The sequence below is a fragment of the Natroniella sulfidigena genome, assembly GCF_023223645.1.
Taxonomy (GTDB): domain Bacteria; phylum Bacillota; class Halanaerobiia; order Halobacteroidales; family Halobacteroidaceae; genus Natroniella; species Natroniella sulfidigena.
In genome coordinates this window covers 15,513-29,952 of the sequence record NZ_JALKBY010000004.1, presented here as the reverse complement: position 1 = coordinate 29,952, position 14,440 = coordinate 15,513, and the positions used below count along the sequence as shown (strand labels likewise).

Annotated in this window: 12 protein-coding genes and 1 riboswitch; of the genes, 11 read left to right on the top strand and 1 reads right to left on the bottom strand. The window is 37.2% G+C overall.

Annotated elements, in window-relative coordinates; all coding sequences use genetic code 11:
• Nucleotides 1–252 precede the first annotated feature (252 nt).
• The 4 genes from MWH28_RS03635 to carB all read left to right on the top strand — a co-directional run bounded on the left by MWH28_RS03635 (nucleotide 253) and on the right by carB (nucleotide 6,035).
• On the top strand, nucleotides 253–1,032 hold the full coding sequence (locus tag MWH28_RS03635; protein ID WP_345894746.1) for a ClpP family protease: 780 nt from the start codon (nucleotides 253–255) through the stop codon (nucleotides 1,030–1,032).
• The gene (locus tag MWH28_RS03630) at nucleotides 1,029–1,247 is read left to right on the top strand and encodes a YlzJ-like family protein (protein ID WP_248617925.1); all 219 of its coding nucleotides are present in this window, start codon (nucleotides 1,029–1,031) and stop codon (nucleotides 1,245–1,247) included. The genes MWH28_RS03635 and MWH28_RS03630 overlap by 4 nt, the downstream gene beginning before the upstream one ends.
• Nucleotides 1,248–1,630: 383 nt before the next feature.
• Complete coding sequence (gene carA / locus MWH28_RS03625) at nucleotides 1,631–2,710, top strand: glutamine-hydrolyzing carbamoyl-phosphate synthase small subunit (protein ID WP_248617924.1); 1,080 nt, start codon at nucleotides 1,631–1,633, stop codon at nucleotides 2,708–2,710.
• Between the two features lie 118 nt (nucleotides 2,711–2,828).
• Entirely contained in the window at nucleotides 2,829–6,035 is a 3,207-nt protein-coding gene (gene carB / locus MWH28_RS03620; RefSeq protein ID WP_248617923.1) for a carbamoyl-phosphate synthase large subunit, read from the top strand.
• Between the two features lie 37 nt (nucleotides 6,036–6,072).
• Here the strand turns inward: carB and MWH28_RS03615 are convergent, their stop codons facing one another.
• A complete protein-coding gene (locus MWH28_RS03615; protein WP_248617922.1) occupies nucleotides 6,073–6,765 on the bottom strand; it encodes a manganese catalase family protein in 693 nt (230 codons plus the stop codon).
• Between the two features lie 192 nt (nucleotides 6,766–6,957).
• Nucleotides 6,958–7,062, top strand: a riboswitch (TPP riboswitch).
• A gap of 99 nt (nucleotides 7,063–7,161) precedes the next feature.
• On the opposite strand from MWH28_RS03615, the gene thiD reads away from it, so the two are divergent.
• From thiD to MWH28_RS03580, 7 genes are all read left to right on the top strand, one after another.
• Nucleotides 7,162–7,944, top strand: coding sequence for a bifunctional hydroxymethylpyrimidine kinase/phosphomethylpyrimidine kinase (thiD, locus tag MWH28_RS03610; RefSeq protein WP_248617921.1), 783 nt, complete (start codon nucleotides 7,162–7,164; stop codon nucleotides 7,942–7,944).
• Between the two features lie 166 nt (nucleotides 7,945–8,110).
• The gene (gene thiC / locus MWH28_RS03605; RefSeq protein ID WP_248617920.1) at nucleotides 8,111–9,394 is read left to right on the top strand and encodes a phosphomethylpyrimidine synthase ThiC; all 1,284 of its coding nucleotides are present in this window, start codon (nucleotides 8,111–8,113) and stop codon (nucleotides 9,392–9,394) included.
• A 208-nt stretch (nucleotides 9,395–9,602) separates the two neighbouring features.
• A complete protein-coding gene (thiS, locus tag MWH28_RS03600) occupies nucleotides 9,603–9,806 on the top strand; it encodes a sulfur carrier protein ThiS (RefSeq protein WP_248617919.1) in 204 nt (67 codons plus the stop codon).
• A gap of 2 nt (nucleotides 9,807–9,808) precedes the next feature.
• Entirely contained in the window at nucleotides 9,809–10,588 is a 780-nt protein-coding gene (locus MWH28_RS03595; RefSeq protein WP_248617918.1) for a thiazole synthase, read from the top strand.
• Nucleotides 10,585–11,688, top strand: coding sequence for a 2-iminoacetate synthase ThiH (gene thiH, locus MWH28_RS03590; RefSeq protein WP_248617917.1), 1,104 nt, complete (start codon nucleotides 10,585–10,587; stop codon nucleotides 11,686–11,688). The genes MWH28_RS03595 and thiH overlap by 4 nt, the downstream gene beginning before the upstream one ends.
• A 21-nt stretch (nucleotides 11,689–11,709) precedes the next feature.
• A complete protein-coding gene (gene thiE, locus MWH28_RS03585; protein ID WP_248617916.1) occupies nucleotides 11,710–12,339 on the top strand; it encodes a thiamine phosphate synthase in 630 nt (209 codons plus the stop codon).
• Nucleotides 12,340–12,568: 229 nt separating this feature from the next.
• Nucleotides 12,569–14,434 carry a methyl-accepting chemotaxis protein gene (locus MWH28_RS03580; RefSeq protein ID WP_248617915.1) on the top strand — a complete coding sequence of 622 codons (1,866 nt, stop codon included), beginning with the start codon at nucleotides 12,569–12,571 and terminating at the stop codon, nucleotides 14,432–14,434.
• Nucleotides 14,435–14,440 lie beyond the last annotated feature (6 nt).

Genomic DNA, 14,440 nt, shown 5'->3' with positions numbered 1-14,440 from the left:
TTATTGGTTTTACTTAAACTTAATCTGAGACTTAAGCTAAGTTGCTGGAGGCAATTTTTTTGTTTTAAAATGAATATTAAATAAGTAGTTTATTATACTAAGTAGTAAGATAAAAAAGGAGTGAGATAAAGAATGGATCAAGAAATAAAAGATCAAGATGTTTCTCCTAATCCAGCAACTACTCAGCCTAACCAGCCTACTCAAGATCAGGGTCAAGAGCAGGGCCAAGATCAAAAGCAGCAACAACAGAAAATGCAACAACAGTTACAAACATTAAAACAATTAGGTCAGACAAATATTCCACAACAACCCAATACTGATATACACTCATTGACAATTGTAGGTCAGATTGAAGGACATCGTGTCTTATCTCCTAAAAATAAGACTACTAAGTATGAACATTTAATTCCTCAGTTGACTGCAATTGAGCAAAATCCTAAGATCAAGGGAGTAATAGTTAATTTAAATACAGTTGGAGGAGATATAGAAGCAGGACTAGCTATTTCAGAAATGCTTGCTAGTCTATCGAAGCCAACAGTCTCTTTAGTCTTAGGAGGTGGTCATAGTATTGGAGTACCAATTGCGGCCTCAACCGATTATTCCTTTATAGCTAAAACAGCAACAATGATCGTTCATCCAATCCGATTGACAGGGAAGGTAATTGGGGTGCCACAGACTTATGATTATTTAGATAAGATGCAAGAGAGAATTATTAAATTTGTTTCCCAAAATTCTGCTATTACAGAGGAAAGGTTTAAGGAGTTAATGTTTGAGACTGGAGAATTAGTCAGAGATGTAGGAACAGTATTAATTGGTGATGATGCCGTTAATGAAGGAATCATTAATGAAGTCGGAGGATTATCACAAGCAATCAACAAGCTACGTTCCTTAATGCCTGAAGATCAACAGAATAATCAACAGGGTCAGCAGAATAACCAACAACAGATGCAAAACAATAATCAACAACAGCAACAGATGGGAGTAAAGCCTCGTCAAGGTGTAATTGAAGCTTTAGAGGAGGATAATCAATGAACTATTCAGTGATAGCCCCTGAGTTTTTAGCTGAAGAGGAGATAACAGAAGATCAATTATTAGAAGTTGAGATAGATGGAATTACGTTGGAAGTAAAAATGAACTCAATGGAGTCAGGGGAAGTTGTTAGAATTATTAGTTCAAATCCCAATGATTATTTATTGAGTGATTATCAACCGGGTAATAATATTAAATTGAAGCCAGTTATTGAATAAATTTAAACACCGCCCGTTATGGGCGGTGTTTTTATAATATTGTGGCACTTTTGTGCCACAATATTGAGTTTACAGTTAAGATCAAAATCATAAAGGGCAAAAATCTCTGAAAAACCTTATATCTAAAGATTTAGAGTGGTTTTGATCTTAAGGTCTTAAGTTCTTTAACTGTACACTATACATTGTAAACTGTACACTGATATTTAGTGGCATTTTGCCACTAAATATCAATATATCATAATTAAGAGGAAATATAATTAGAGAAGAGAAATTATACATCACCCCTTGCATAAAAATTCATTTTAATGTATAATTACTTAACAAGAAGAGTGGAAGGTGAATAAGATAAGATAAATTACTACTTGTAAGGGAGTTGAGTATTGATGAAAAAAGCTATTTTAGCTTTAGAGGATGGACGTTACTTTGAGGGCCAATCCTTTGGAGCAACAGGTGAAGTAACTGGTGAAGTTGTCTTTAATACTAGTATGACCGGTTATCAAGAAGTTTTAACCGATCCTTCTTATAAGGGCCAACTAGTGACAATGACTTATCCATTGATCGGAAATTATGGTGTTAATGATGATGATATAGAATCAGTTGAGGTTCAAGTTTCTGGCTTTATAGTTAAAGAAGATTGTGATATGCCAAGTAATTGGAAGGCGGAAGGGAAAAGTAGTCAGTATTTATCTCAGCATAACATTATCGGGATTAAAGGAATAGATACTAGGGCGTTAACTAAGCATATTCGCCAAGAAGGAATGATGCAAGGGATTATATCTACTGAAGAGAGTAATCCCCAGGTCTTAATTGAGAAGGCTAAAGCAAGTCAGTTTCCAAGTGATGTAGTTGAGCAGGTTACTACAGATGAAATTTATACTCTAGGTTCAGATTCTGCTCAACATAATTTAGTTGTAGTCGATTTAGGAGTTAAGGGTAGTATTTTGGATTCTTTAGTGCAGTTAGGCTGTCAGATAACTGTAGTTCCTGCTAATACTAGTGCTGAAGAGATTAAAAAGTTAAATCCTACTGGAGTCTTATTATCGAATGGGCCAGGTGATCCTAAAGATATTCCTGAAGTTGTAGAGATGGTTAAGGAGTTGATTGGTGTCTTACCATTGAGTGGAATCTGTTTAGGCCATCATGTATTGGGGCTTGCTCTAGGCGGGGAGACTTATAAAATGAAGTTTGGCCATCATGGTGGAAATCAGCCGGTTAAAGATCTATCAAGTGGTCGGGTCTTTATTACTTCGCAAAATCACGGCTATGCGTTAGATGAAGATAGCTTACCAGCGGAGGTAGAGGTAACACATCGCAACTTAAATGATGGAACAGTAGAGGGAGTTAAACACAAGCAGTTACCTATCTTTTCAATCCAGTATCATCCTGAAGCAGCACCAGGACCAGAGGACTCTGGGTTCTTATTTAATAAGTTTTTGAAGATGATGATTGAGAAAGCAGCGTAGGTAAAAGCAATTGACAGTTGACAATTGACAGTTGACAGTTAAAATCTTTAATTCTCTTTTGAAGTTAACTATCAATTATCAACTATAAACTGTAAACTGATTTTTTGGGGGGTTAATTATGCCAAAGTATGATGATATATCGAAAGTGTTAGTGATTGGCTCTGGGCCAATTGTAATTGGGCAGGCTGCTGAGTTTGATTATTCAGGTAGTCAGGCCTGTCGAGCTTTAGCAGAGGAAGGTCTTGAAGTTGTTTTGATCAATAGTAATCCAGCGACGATTATGACCGATCAAGATATTGCGGATCGGGTTTATATAGAACCGTTGACTTTGAACTTTGTTAAGAAGGTAATTGAGCAAGAGCAGCCAGATGGGATCTTGCCGACTTTAGGAGGTCAAACAGGATTGAACTTGGCGATGGAGTTGGCCCGATCAGGCTTTTTAGAGGATAAAGAGATTAAGATGTTAGGAACATCATTAGAGACGATTGATCAAGCAGAGGATAGAGATCAATTTAAGAGATTGATGGAAGAGATAGATGAGCCGATTGCTCAAAGTGAGATAATTGAGAGTATAGAGGAAGCAGTTGAGTTTGCTGATCAGATTGGTTATCCATTAATCATTCGACCAGCCTTTACGATGGGTGGAGCTGGTGGTGGTATTGCTAACAATAAGCAGGAGTTGCTTGATATAGTAGGTAGAGGTCTAAAAAATAGTCCGGTTAGTCAGGTCTTACTAGAGCGGAGTATTGCTGGTTGGAAAGAGATTGAGTATGAAGTATTGCGTGATAGTAATAATAATTGTATTATCGTCTGTAATATGGAGAACTTTGACCCAGTGGGGATTCATACTGGGGATAGTATTGTAGTGGCTCCAAGCCAGACCTTACGTGATAAAGAATATCAGATGTTACGTTCTGCTTCCTTAAAGATTATTCGAGCTTTAGGAATTGAAGGAGGCTGTAATATTCAATTTGCTCTAAATCCTAATAGTATGGAGTACTCTGTAATTGAGGTTAATCCACGAGTCAGCCGTTCTAGTGCTTTAGCTTCTAAGGCGACAGGATATCCAATTGCTCGGGTAGCAGCTAAGATAGCAATCGGCCTTCAACTTGATGAGATTAAAAATTCTGTCACCGGCAAGACGACAGCCTGCTTTGAGCCGACCTTAGATTATGTGGTCAGTAAGATTCCACGTTGGCCGTTTGATAAATTTTCCTTTGCTGATCGGGATTTAACGACTCAGATGAAGGCAACAGGAGAAGTGATGGCTATTGGTCGTAATTTTGAGGAATCATTGCTAAAGGCGATTGATTCGTTGGATGCAGATATTGATCTAATCTCAGCAGATTTCAGCCATTTATCAACGGCTGAGTTGAAAGAAGCGATAGTAAACCCAACCGATGAGCGATTGTTTTTACTGATTGAGGCATTAGAGCGAGGAGTCACAGTAGATGAGATCGTTGAGTTGACAGGAATTGATCTCTTCTTTGTTCATAAATTGGCTAAGTTGGTTAAGTTACAAGAAAAAATTGCAGAGCAAGGTCAGTTGACTGCGGAGTTGTTAATTACAGCTAAAAAGATGGGAATGAGTGATGAGCATTTAGCTCAATTAATTGGAAGTAGTGAAGAAGAAGTTATTAAAGAGCGAGAGGAGTTGGAGTTGGCCCCGGTTTATAAGACAGTAGATACTTGTGCGGCTGAATTTCCAGCACAGACTCCTTATTATTACTCTACTTATGAAGAGGAGAATGAAAGCCAACCAACTGATGAAGAAAAGGTCTTAGTGATAGGTTCAGGGCCAATCCGAATTGGTCAGGGAATAGAGTTTGATTACTGTAGTGTCCATTGTGTTGAGGCTCTAAAAGAGGTTGGAGTAGAGTCGATTATTGTTAATAATAATCCAGAGACGGTCAGCACCGATTCTGATACGGCAGATAAGTTGTATTTTGAGCCGATAGATTTAGAATATATCAATCATATTATCAATAATGAGAATCCAGCAGGGGTTATTTTACAGTTTGGTGGTCAGACATCGATCAATTTAGCAGATGATTTGGCTAAGCAGGGAGTTGAAATTTTAGGTACCAGTGTCAAGAATATGGATTTAGCTGAAGATCGGGATAAGTTCTTACAGTTGTTAAATAGATTAGAGATTCCTTCTCCTGCTGGAGATACAGCAACTACCAGAGAAGAAGCAGTTGAGATTGCTAATAGGTTAGGCTATCCAGTCTTGGTTCGCCCATCTTATGTCTTAGGTGGTCAGGCGATGGAAGTAGTTTATAAGGAAGATGAGTTATTAAAATATATGGATTTAGCAGTCAAGGTTTCACCTAAACATCCGATCTTGGTTGATAAGTATATCACTGGTAAAGAGGTTGAAGTTGATGCTATTGCCGATGGAGAAACGGTTGTGATTCCTGGAATCATGGAGCATATAGAACGAGCAGGTATTCACTCAGGAGATAGTATGGCTGTCTATCCGACTCAGACTTTAGAGGATGAAGTTAAGCAACAGATTGAGGAGTATTCAATCAAGGTCATCAAAGAATTGGGGATTAAAGGGTTAGTCAACATTCAATATGTAGTTGATCAAGACGGAAAGCCTTATGTCTTAGAAGTCAATCCTCGGGCCAGCAGAACTGTACCGATCTTAAGTAAGGTGACAGGGGTACCGATGGTTAATTTAGCAACTAAGGTAATGTTAGGGGAGCAATTAGTTGATTTAGGATATCAGATGGGAGTAATACCTGAATCTGATTATGTAACTGTTAAGGCACCTGTCTTCTCATTTGAGAAATTACCTGATGTAGATATCTTCTTAGGGCCAGAGATGAAATCGACTGGTGAGGTAATGGGTACTGATAAAACTTACCCTAAAGCATTGTATAAGACAATGTTAGCTGCTGGCTTTGAAATTCCAGAGCAAGGCAAGGTCTTATTATCAATTACTGATCGGGATAAAGAGCAGGCAGTTGAGATTGCTGAGCGGTTATTGGAGCTTGATTTTAAATTAGTAGGAACCCCTAATACAGCTCAGTATCTACAACAAGAAGGGTTAGAGGTAGAAGCAGTAGTTAAGGAAGATGAAACAGGAAAAGATGTATTTGATTTAATCACAGAAGGTGAACTTGATTTAGTAATCAATACTCCAACAAGAGGTAAGTTGCCCAATAGATTTGGCTTTAAGTTGCGTCAAAAGACTGTTGGTTATAATATTCCATGTCTAACATCATTGAGTACTGTCAGAGCTTTGTTGCAGATTTTAGGGCAGGATATTGAGCAATTTGAAGCGTTGAGTTTGGATCAATATGATGTAGTAAATTAATTCAAAAAACCACTCCTGAAACAGGAGTGGTTTTTGTTTACTGGATAGGTTGATCTTGATGTGGATCATCAAAAGAAGGCGCAGAAGGATTAGGATCTTCAAAGTATCTACCTGGAGTAGATAGATCAAAGTATAATCGTGAATCCTCAGTAACTCCAAAGTCCTGATTAGATGATCGTTCTTCATTTTGAATCTTATTTAAGGCTTCTCTAAATAAAGCATTGTGTGCTTCCTCACGGTTTAATAAGAAATCGATCGTTTCCCGTACTCCTTCGTCATCAATTTGGCGATAAAGGTACTCATAAACTACTTTGGCCCTTTGTTCAGCAGCGATATTAGAGAGTATATCTGCTGCAATATCTCCAGTAACATTAATAAAGTTGCCAGTAAAAGGGGAACCAGAAGCGTTGGCTAGCATAGGAGATAGTCCACCTAATACTTGTGATTGAATCTGGCCTACGGTATCATCAGTATTAGCAACATCATGTCCATTTAAGAGATTGATGGTAGTGGCTACCATTTCAGCATGGCTAAACTCTTCGGCAGCAATATCTAAGAAGAGATCTTTAATCTCTGGGTCTTGGATTCTAAAGCTTTGGCTGAAATATTGGAGGCCAGCTTTTAATTCACCGTTGGCCCCTCCTAGCTGTTCTTGTAACATTGTAGCATAGTTAGGGTTTGGTTGATCTACTTTAACTTCATGTAGTAATTCTTTATTATGTTTAAACATCTTGTCAACTCCTTTTTGACTTCTATTATTTATTATTAGTAATTAATTTAAGTGTAATACTAAAAATAATTAACTTTTACAGGATAAAAAATACATAATTAGACTTTTTTATGTTTAATTGCTTAAAAGTTCAGACTTTAGTTGAAAAAGAAGAGAAATTCTGATATGATTTAAATAGAAAATAAAAAATGGAAAGACCAATAGGGGCGCTCTAGGTGGGCTGAGAAAGAGATAAGACTCTAGTCTCTTAAACCTGATCTGGATAATACCAGCGTAGGGAATTGGTGCTTAGTTTAGAATACATAAATTAAAGCACATCCTATCTGGGTGTGTTTTTTTGGTTATAATTAGTAATTGGTGACTAGTGATTAGTAACTAGTTGAAGGGAGGATTGAGATGAAGCAAGTATTAACGATTGCCGGTTCTGACTCAGGGGGTGGAGCAGGAATTCAGGCTGATTTAAAGACGATGACTAGCTTTAAGGTCTATGGTGCTTCTGTAATTACGGCTGTAACTGCCCAAAATACTTTAGGAGTGCAGGGGGTTGAAGAGGTAAGTGCTCAATTTGTCAAACAGCAGTTGGATTCTGTCTGTAGTGATTTAAACTTTGAAGCATTAAAAACAGGGATGTTGGCCAATGCCGAGATTATTGCAGCAGTAGTCACTAAGCTAAAGGAATATGACTTACCTAATTTGGTAGTCGATCCAGTAATGGTAGCTACTAGTGGAGATCTCTTACTGGTTGAAGAAGCTGTAGAGACTTTACGTGACCAGTTAATTCCATTAGCCAAAGTAATTACGCCTAATTTGAATGAAGCTAAAGTCTTATTAGGAGAAGAGTTAGAGAGTGAATTGGAGTTAGAAGAGCTAGCTGAAAGATTATATCAGTTAGGTTCTGATTATGTACTGGTCAAAGGAGGGCATCAGAAGGAAGAAGTGGCTAGAGATTTATTGTATGATGGTCAAGAATTTGTTGAATTCACGGCAGCTAGAGTGGATACTACAGATACACATGGAACAGGCTGTACTTTATCTGCTGCCATTGCTAGTAATTTAGCCGTAGGCTATTCGGTTGTAGAGGCTGTTGAGCGGAGCAAAGAGTTTATAACAACAGCAATAAGAGAAGGATGTCCAGTCGGAGCAGGGAATAATCCGGTAAATCATTTAGTTAAAGTATAGTTGACAGTTGAGAATTGATAATTGATAGTTAATTAAAGCTTAAAGAACTTGAACTTTAACTATCAATTTTAAACAATCAATTAGCAATTGTTTTAGAAGGTTTTTAACTGTCAACCGTCAACTGTAAACTGTACACTGATGTTTATAAGAGGGAGTGAATAAAAAAATGACACAAGTAACAGAAGCAAAAAATGGAGTGATTACTCCAGTAATGAAGAGGGTAGCTGAAAAAGAAGGAGTCGATCCAGAAGTAATTAGGGCAGGGTTAGCAGAGGGAACGATTGTAATTCCGGCTAATAAAAATCATGACAACTTAGACCCTAATGGCTTTGGAGAAGGCTTGACGACAAAGGTCAATGCTAACTTTGGAACCTCAGAGGACTATCCTGAGATTGAAAAAGAGTTAAAGAAGTTAGAAGTGGCCGTTAAAGCAGGGGCAGATGCGGTAATGGATTTATCAACTGGTGAGAAGATTACTGAAACAAGACAGGAGATTTTAGCTGCAGCTGAAGTTCCTCTAGGAACGGTACCGATCTATCAAGCGACTGTAGAGACATTACAAGCAGAGCAAGCAATCGTTGATATGACAGTTGAGGATATCTTTGCAGTGGTTGAAGAGCATGCTGAAGATGGGGTCGACTTTATCACAGTTCATTGTGGCTTGACGTTAGAGACGATTCGTCATTTAAGAGATGAGGGAAGAGTCACAGATATAGTCAGTCGAGGTGGCTCATTTATGACCGGTTGGATGTTACATAATAATCAAGAAAATCCGTTATATGAGTATTATGATCGTTTGTTAGAGATCTGTTATGATTATGATGTAACATTGAGTTTGGGTGATGGGTTACGTCCAGGTTCACTAGCAGATGCTACAGATCGGGCCCAGATCCATGAATTACTAGTCTTAGGAGAGCTAGTAGATCGAGCTAGAGAAGCAGATGTTCAAGTAATGGTCGAAGGGCCAGGGCATGTACCATATGATCAGATCGAGACCAATATTAAATTACAAAAAGAGTTATGTAAGGGAGCACCTTTTTATGTCTTAGGGCCAATCGTAACTGATATTGCACTAGGTTATGATCATATCACAGCAGCAATCGGTGGCACTGCTGCAGCTAGTGCTGGGGCTGACTTCTTATGCTATGTAACTCCAGCAGAGCATATTGGACTACCAGGTGTTGAAGATGTTAAAGATGGTGTAGTGGCGACTAAGATAGCTGCTCATGCTGCCGATATAGCTAAAGGGATACCTCAAGCTAAGCAAAGAGATTTGGAAATGGCTCAAGCAAGAAAGAAGCTTGATTGGGAGAAGCAGATTGAATTATCTATCGATCCTGAAAAGGCTAAACAAGAAAGAACAGATCATAATCAGATCTTAAAAGATGAAGATGCTTGTACGATGTGTGGTTCTTATTGTGCGATGAAGGTTGTTGATGAAGCACTGTAATTATAGTTGACAGTTGACAGTTGACAGTTGACAGTTTACAGTTAAGATCAAGAGCTTAAAAAACTTAAGAACTATGAAAAGCTTTATAATAACAAATTTAAGTTGATTTTGATTTTAAGGTTTAATGGTTTTTTCTTAGATTTTTCTATTTACTGTCAACTGTCAACCGTAAACTGTACACTGATCTTTTCACCGGGGGTGTTATTTAATGAAGATAACTGTTAATGGAAAAGAAGAGGAAGTAAAGGCAGGGTTGACTATAGTTGATTATTTGGAGAGCAAAGATTTAGAAGCAGGTAGGGTTGTAATAGAGTATAATGGCCAAGTTATTAAGCAGGATAAATGGGAGCAGATCGAACTAGCAGAAGATGATAATTTAGAGATACTTAACTTTGTAGGAGGAGGACAATAATTATGGCTGATAAATTAGTAATAGGAGATCAAGAACTTGATAGTAGATTATTTACTGGAACTGGTAAGTTTGCTAAGCAAGATTTAATTCCTGAGACGATCAAAGCTGCTCGTTCACAGGTAGTGACGATGGCTTTACGGAGGGTTGATTTTGATTCACCACAGCATAATGTGATCAATTATATTCCTGATGACTGTGTGTTGTTGCCTAATACTTCGGGAGCAAGAACGGCTGAAGAAGCAGTCAGGATTGCTAGAATTGCTGAAGCAGCAGGGTGTGGTAATTGGGTCAAGATTGAGGTTATTTCAGATAATAAGTATCTACTTCCTGATAATCAAGAGACGCTTAAGGCGACAGAGATTTTAGCTAAGGAAGGATTTGTAGTCTTACCTTATGTTAGTCCTGATTTGATGGTAGCTAAACGGTTAGAAGAGGCAGGAGCAGCAGCAGTAATGCCGTTAGGTGCACCGATTGGTTCTAATCGTGGCTTGAAGACGAAAGAGTTGGTTAGGATCTTGATTGAGGAGATAGAGTTACCGATAGTAGTTGATGCTGGGATTGGGAAGCCATCTCAAGCTGCAGAGGCAATGGAGATGGGAGCTGATGCAGTCTTAGTCAATACGGCAATAGCTACTGCTAAAGATCCTGTTGTAATGGGCGATGCCTTTGCTGCTGCTGTGGAAGCAGGAAGAAAGGCTTACCTTGCTGGTACAGGAGCTGTTAAGAAGTATGCTTCTGCATCATCACCACTGACTGGATTTTTAAAGGAAGATCAAGAATGAGTTTTTACCAAGAATATAACCAATTTAATCAACTAGATTTTAATTCTTTTTTCGAAGGAGTAAATGCAGCAGATGTAGAGCGAGTATTAGGTAAAGAACGATTGACTAAGGAAGATTTTTTGACCTTATTATCTCCTGTAGCCAGTAATTATTTAGAAGAGATGGCTCAAAAGGCTTCACAATTAACTTTGCAGCATTTTGGTAGGACGATGCTATTATATTTACCACTTTATTTAGCAGATTATTGTGTCAATCAATGTTTGTATTGTGGTTTTAGTGTCAATAATAAATTTGAAAGAAGTAAACTCGATTTAGCAGAGATAGAAGAGGAGGCTAAGGCAATTGCTGAGAAGGGGGTTAAGCATTTATTGATCTTGACTGGTGAATCCCGTAAGCATAGTCCAGTCTCTTATTTGAAGGAGTCGGTACTTTTACTTAAAGAACATTTTTCGTGTTTGAGTATTGAAGTTTATCCATTAGAGGTTGCTGAGTATCAAGAATTAATTGCAGCGGGAGTAGAAGGGCTGACTATTTATCAAGAAGTTTATGACCAAGAAATTTATGAAGAAGTCCATCCTCACGGGCCAAAGAGTGATTACCATTATCGTTTAGATGCTCCTGAAAGAGGTTGCCAAGCAGGAATGAGACAGGTTAATATTGGAGCCTTATTAGGACTTGGTCAGTGGAGGCAAGAGGCATTCTTTACAGGATTACATGCTAAGTATCTCCAAGATAAATACTTAGAAACAGAGATCAATCTGTCTGTACCTCGTTTAAGACCTCATTTAGGAAGCTTCCAGCCTAATTCTATTGTTGATGATAGTCAATTGGTTCAGATTTTATTGGCTTATCGGTTATTTTTGCCTCGAGCAGGACTTAATCTTTCTACTAGGGAGCGAGCAGAACTGCGAGATAATCTATTGCCGTTAGGGATTACTAAGATTTCTGCTGAATCATCTACTGAAGTAGGTGGCTATGCTGAGCCACAAGAAGGAATTAATCAATTTGATATTTCTGATGATCGGGATGTAGATCAGATTACTAAGTTACTTGATGACAAGGGTTATCAGACTGTATTTAAGAATTGGCATCGAATCTAGAATCGCTTGAGGAGGGAAAGTATGAGTCAGAAAGTATTGGATACTGATATTTATTGTCTTACTGGTGAGAAATTTTCTCAAGGGCGGAGCAATATAGAGGTTGTTAAAGAGATGATTGCAGCTGGTGTTGAAATAATTCAGTATCGAGAGAAGAAGAAGGATATGCTCGAGAAATATCAAGAAGCAGAAAAGCTACGCCATTTGACTCAAGAGGCAGGAGTAACATTTATTATTAATGATGATATCGATTTGGCTTTGGTTGTAGATGCCGATGGAGTTCATGTTGGGCAAGATGATTTGCCGGTAGATGTAGTTAGAGATTTAATCGGTGAGGATAAGATAATCGGTTTATCGACTCATTCACCACAGCAGGCTAGGGAAGCAGTAGCTCAGGATGTTGATTATATTGGTGTTGGCCCGATCTTTTCAACTGATACTAAAGAGGATGTCTGTGCTCCAGTTGGCTTGGAGTATTTGGAATATGTAGTTGAGAATATAGATCTTCCTTTTGTAGCGATTGGTGGAATTAAAGAGGATAATGTAGAGTTGGTAGTTGAAAAGGGAGCTAGCTGTGTAGCAATGATTACTGAAATTGTTGGGGCAGAGGATATTCAAGAGAAGATTAAAAGGATTAGGCAGAAGATAAATTAAATTTAATTTAACCTGAATAGATTAAAAGATTAGGGAAAGAGTGGGCACGAGCCTACTCTTTTCTTTTTTTATTGCCACTTGTATAAATCTTCCTTATAATATATAATAGTAATAATAACTATTACTTATAAAAAAGGAGGGTGAAAATATAATTGAGCTGGAATATTTTTCAACTTATAAATATTAGGAAGTATATAAATTAAAATGTAATTGAAAGGAGCGAAGTAAAGTGAGAATCAATTCGATTAAATTTAAATTAATGTTGTACATAGGGCTTTTAGTAACAATAATTTGTTTAGGTTTAGGAAGGATTGCTTATGTTAATAGTTCAAATACTTTAATAGGTGAGATGGAAGAAAGACTAGCTGAAAAAGCGGAAGATGTAGCAAGTTTAATTAAAGCGAAAATTGATATTAGATTAACCGAATTAGAAACGATTGCTAATAGAGAAGTAATTAGAACAATGGATCAAGAAGAGATAGAACCTATCTTAGAAGAGGAGATAGAACGAACTGAATATGCAACGATGGCAATAGTAGAACCTGATGGTATTGCTCATTATGTTGATGGAACTACTCTTGATTTGAGTGATCGAGATTATATTCAACAAGCTTTAGCAGGTAATACAACTACTTCAGATATGTTGATCAGTAGGGCAGTGGATAAACCGGTTGTTATGGCTGCTACACCGATTATAGATGGTGGAGAGGTTATTGGTGTTTTGATAGCTAGAATATTAGGATCTGATCTGATAGATATAATTACTGATATAACTTTTGGAGAAACAGGTTATGCTTATATGTTTAATAATCAAGGAGACACTATTGCTCATCAAACTGAAGAATTTGTTATGGAGCAATTCAATCCAATAGAAGCAGCCCAAGAAGATGACAGTCTTCAAAGTTTAGCTAATATAACTGAAGAAATGATAGAAATTGAAGCTGGGTTTGGAGAATATTATTTTGATGGAGATCAGTTATATATGGGTTATAGTGATGTGCCAGAAACAGAATGGGTAGTGGGAGTAACTTTGCCACAAACTGAAGTATTAGCTGAATTAGATTCACTTAGATTATCAAGTATTATAGTTTCTATTATATTTTTAATTATTTCTTTACTTATTGTTTACATAGTTTCCCATAGATTTACTGAGCCGATTACAAAAGTAGTTGGAGCAATGAATAAATTAGAAGGAAAGGATTTGACTGCTGAATTATCTTTAGATAGAAAAGATGAGTTTGGTGATTTAGAACGAGCATTTAATCAAATTCAAAAAAGCATAAAGAATTTAGTAGTAAATATTACAGACAATGTTCAAGTACTTTCGGAGCATAGTCAAGAGTTATCAGCATCAGCAGAAGAAACAACTGCAACCCTTGAAACGACCAATCAATTAATAGATAATATATCAATAGGTATTCAAGAGATTTCAGCCAGTGCAAAAGAGGTAGCAAATTTTTCTGAAGGAGCTAATTCACAAGTTAATATGGGTACTCAAAATATTAAAGCTACAATTAATAGTATCAAAGGGATTAATCAAGCAGTTACAGAGACAGTAGGAGTAATTAATGAGTTAGATAATAATTCAGCTGAAATAGGAAAAATAATTGAATTAATCACAAATATAGCAGAACAGACTAATTTATTAGCATTAAATGCTTCAATTGAAGCAGCAAGAGCAGGTGAGCATGGTAGAGGATTTACAATAGTAGCCGATGAAATTAGAGAATTGGCTGAGCAAACTTCAAATGCAACAGATGAGATTGAACAGTTAGTTAATAATATACAACAACACTCTAAGAAAGGGTTAGAGAAAATAAAGCAAGTAGAACACAAGGCTACAGAAGGTAAAAAAGTCATAGAGAGAACAGGAGGTATCTTTGAAGAAATTAAAGGTGTAGTAGAAGAAACATCAATTCAAACAGAGCAGACTGCTAATTCTACTAATGAACTGGCTCAAGATAGTAATCAGGTAAATGATGCTACAGAGGAGATAAATGTCATGTCAGAAGAAGTTACTAACTCGTCTCTACAGTTAGCAGAGATGGCTGAAAAGTTACAGGAGTTGATAGAGAAATTTGAGGTTAGCAACTAGGTACTA

Bases quoted from the DNA above. Each gene is read 5' to 3' on its own strand.
- thiE (WP_248617916.1), top strand. From the start codon at position 11,710: ATGAGTCAGAAAGTATTGGATACTGATATTTATTGTCTTACTGGTGAG.
- MWH28_RS03635 (WP_345894746.1), top strand. From the start codon at position 253: ATGCAACAACAGTTACAAACATTAAAACAATTAGGTCAGACAAATATT.
- thiC (WP_248617920.1), top strand. From the start codon at position 8,111: ATGACACAAGTAACAGAAGCAAAAAATGGAGTGATTACTCCAGTAATG.
- thiH (WP_248617917.1), top strand. From the start codon at position 10,585: ATGAGTTTTTACCAAGAATATAACCAATTTAATCAACTAGATTTTAAT.
- MWH28_RS03595 (WP_248617918.1), top strand. From the start codon at position 9,809: ATGGCTGATAAATTAGTAATAGGAGATCAAGAACTTGATAGTAGATTA.
- MWH28_RS03630 (WP_248617925.1), top strand. From the start codon at position 1,029: ATGAACTATTCAGTGATAGCCCCTGAGTTTTTAGCTGAAGAGGAGATA.
- MWH28_RS03615 (WP_248617922.1), bottom strand. From the start codon at position 6,765: ATGTTTAAACATAATAAAGAATTACTACATGAAGTTAAAGTAGATCAA.
- carB (WP_248617923.1), top strand. From the start codon at position 2,829: ATGCCAAAGTATGATGATATATCGAAAGTGTTAGTGATTGGCTCTGGG.
- carA (WP_248617924.1), top strand. From the start codon at position 1,631: ATGAAAAAAGCTATTTTAGCTTTAGAGGATGGACGTTACTTTGAGGGC.
- thiD (WP_248617921.1), top strand. From the start codon at position 7,162: ATGAAGCAAGTATTAACGATTGCCGGTTCTGACTCAGGGGGTGGAGCA.
- thiS (WP_248617919.1), top strand. From the start codon at position 9,603: ATGAAGATAACTGTTAATGGAAAAGAAGAGGAAGTAAAGGCAGGGTTG.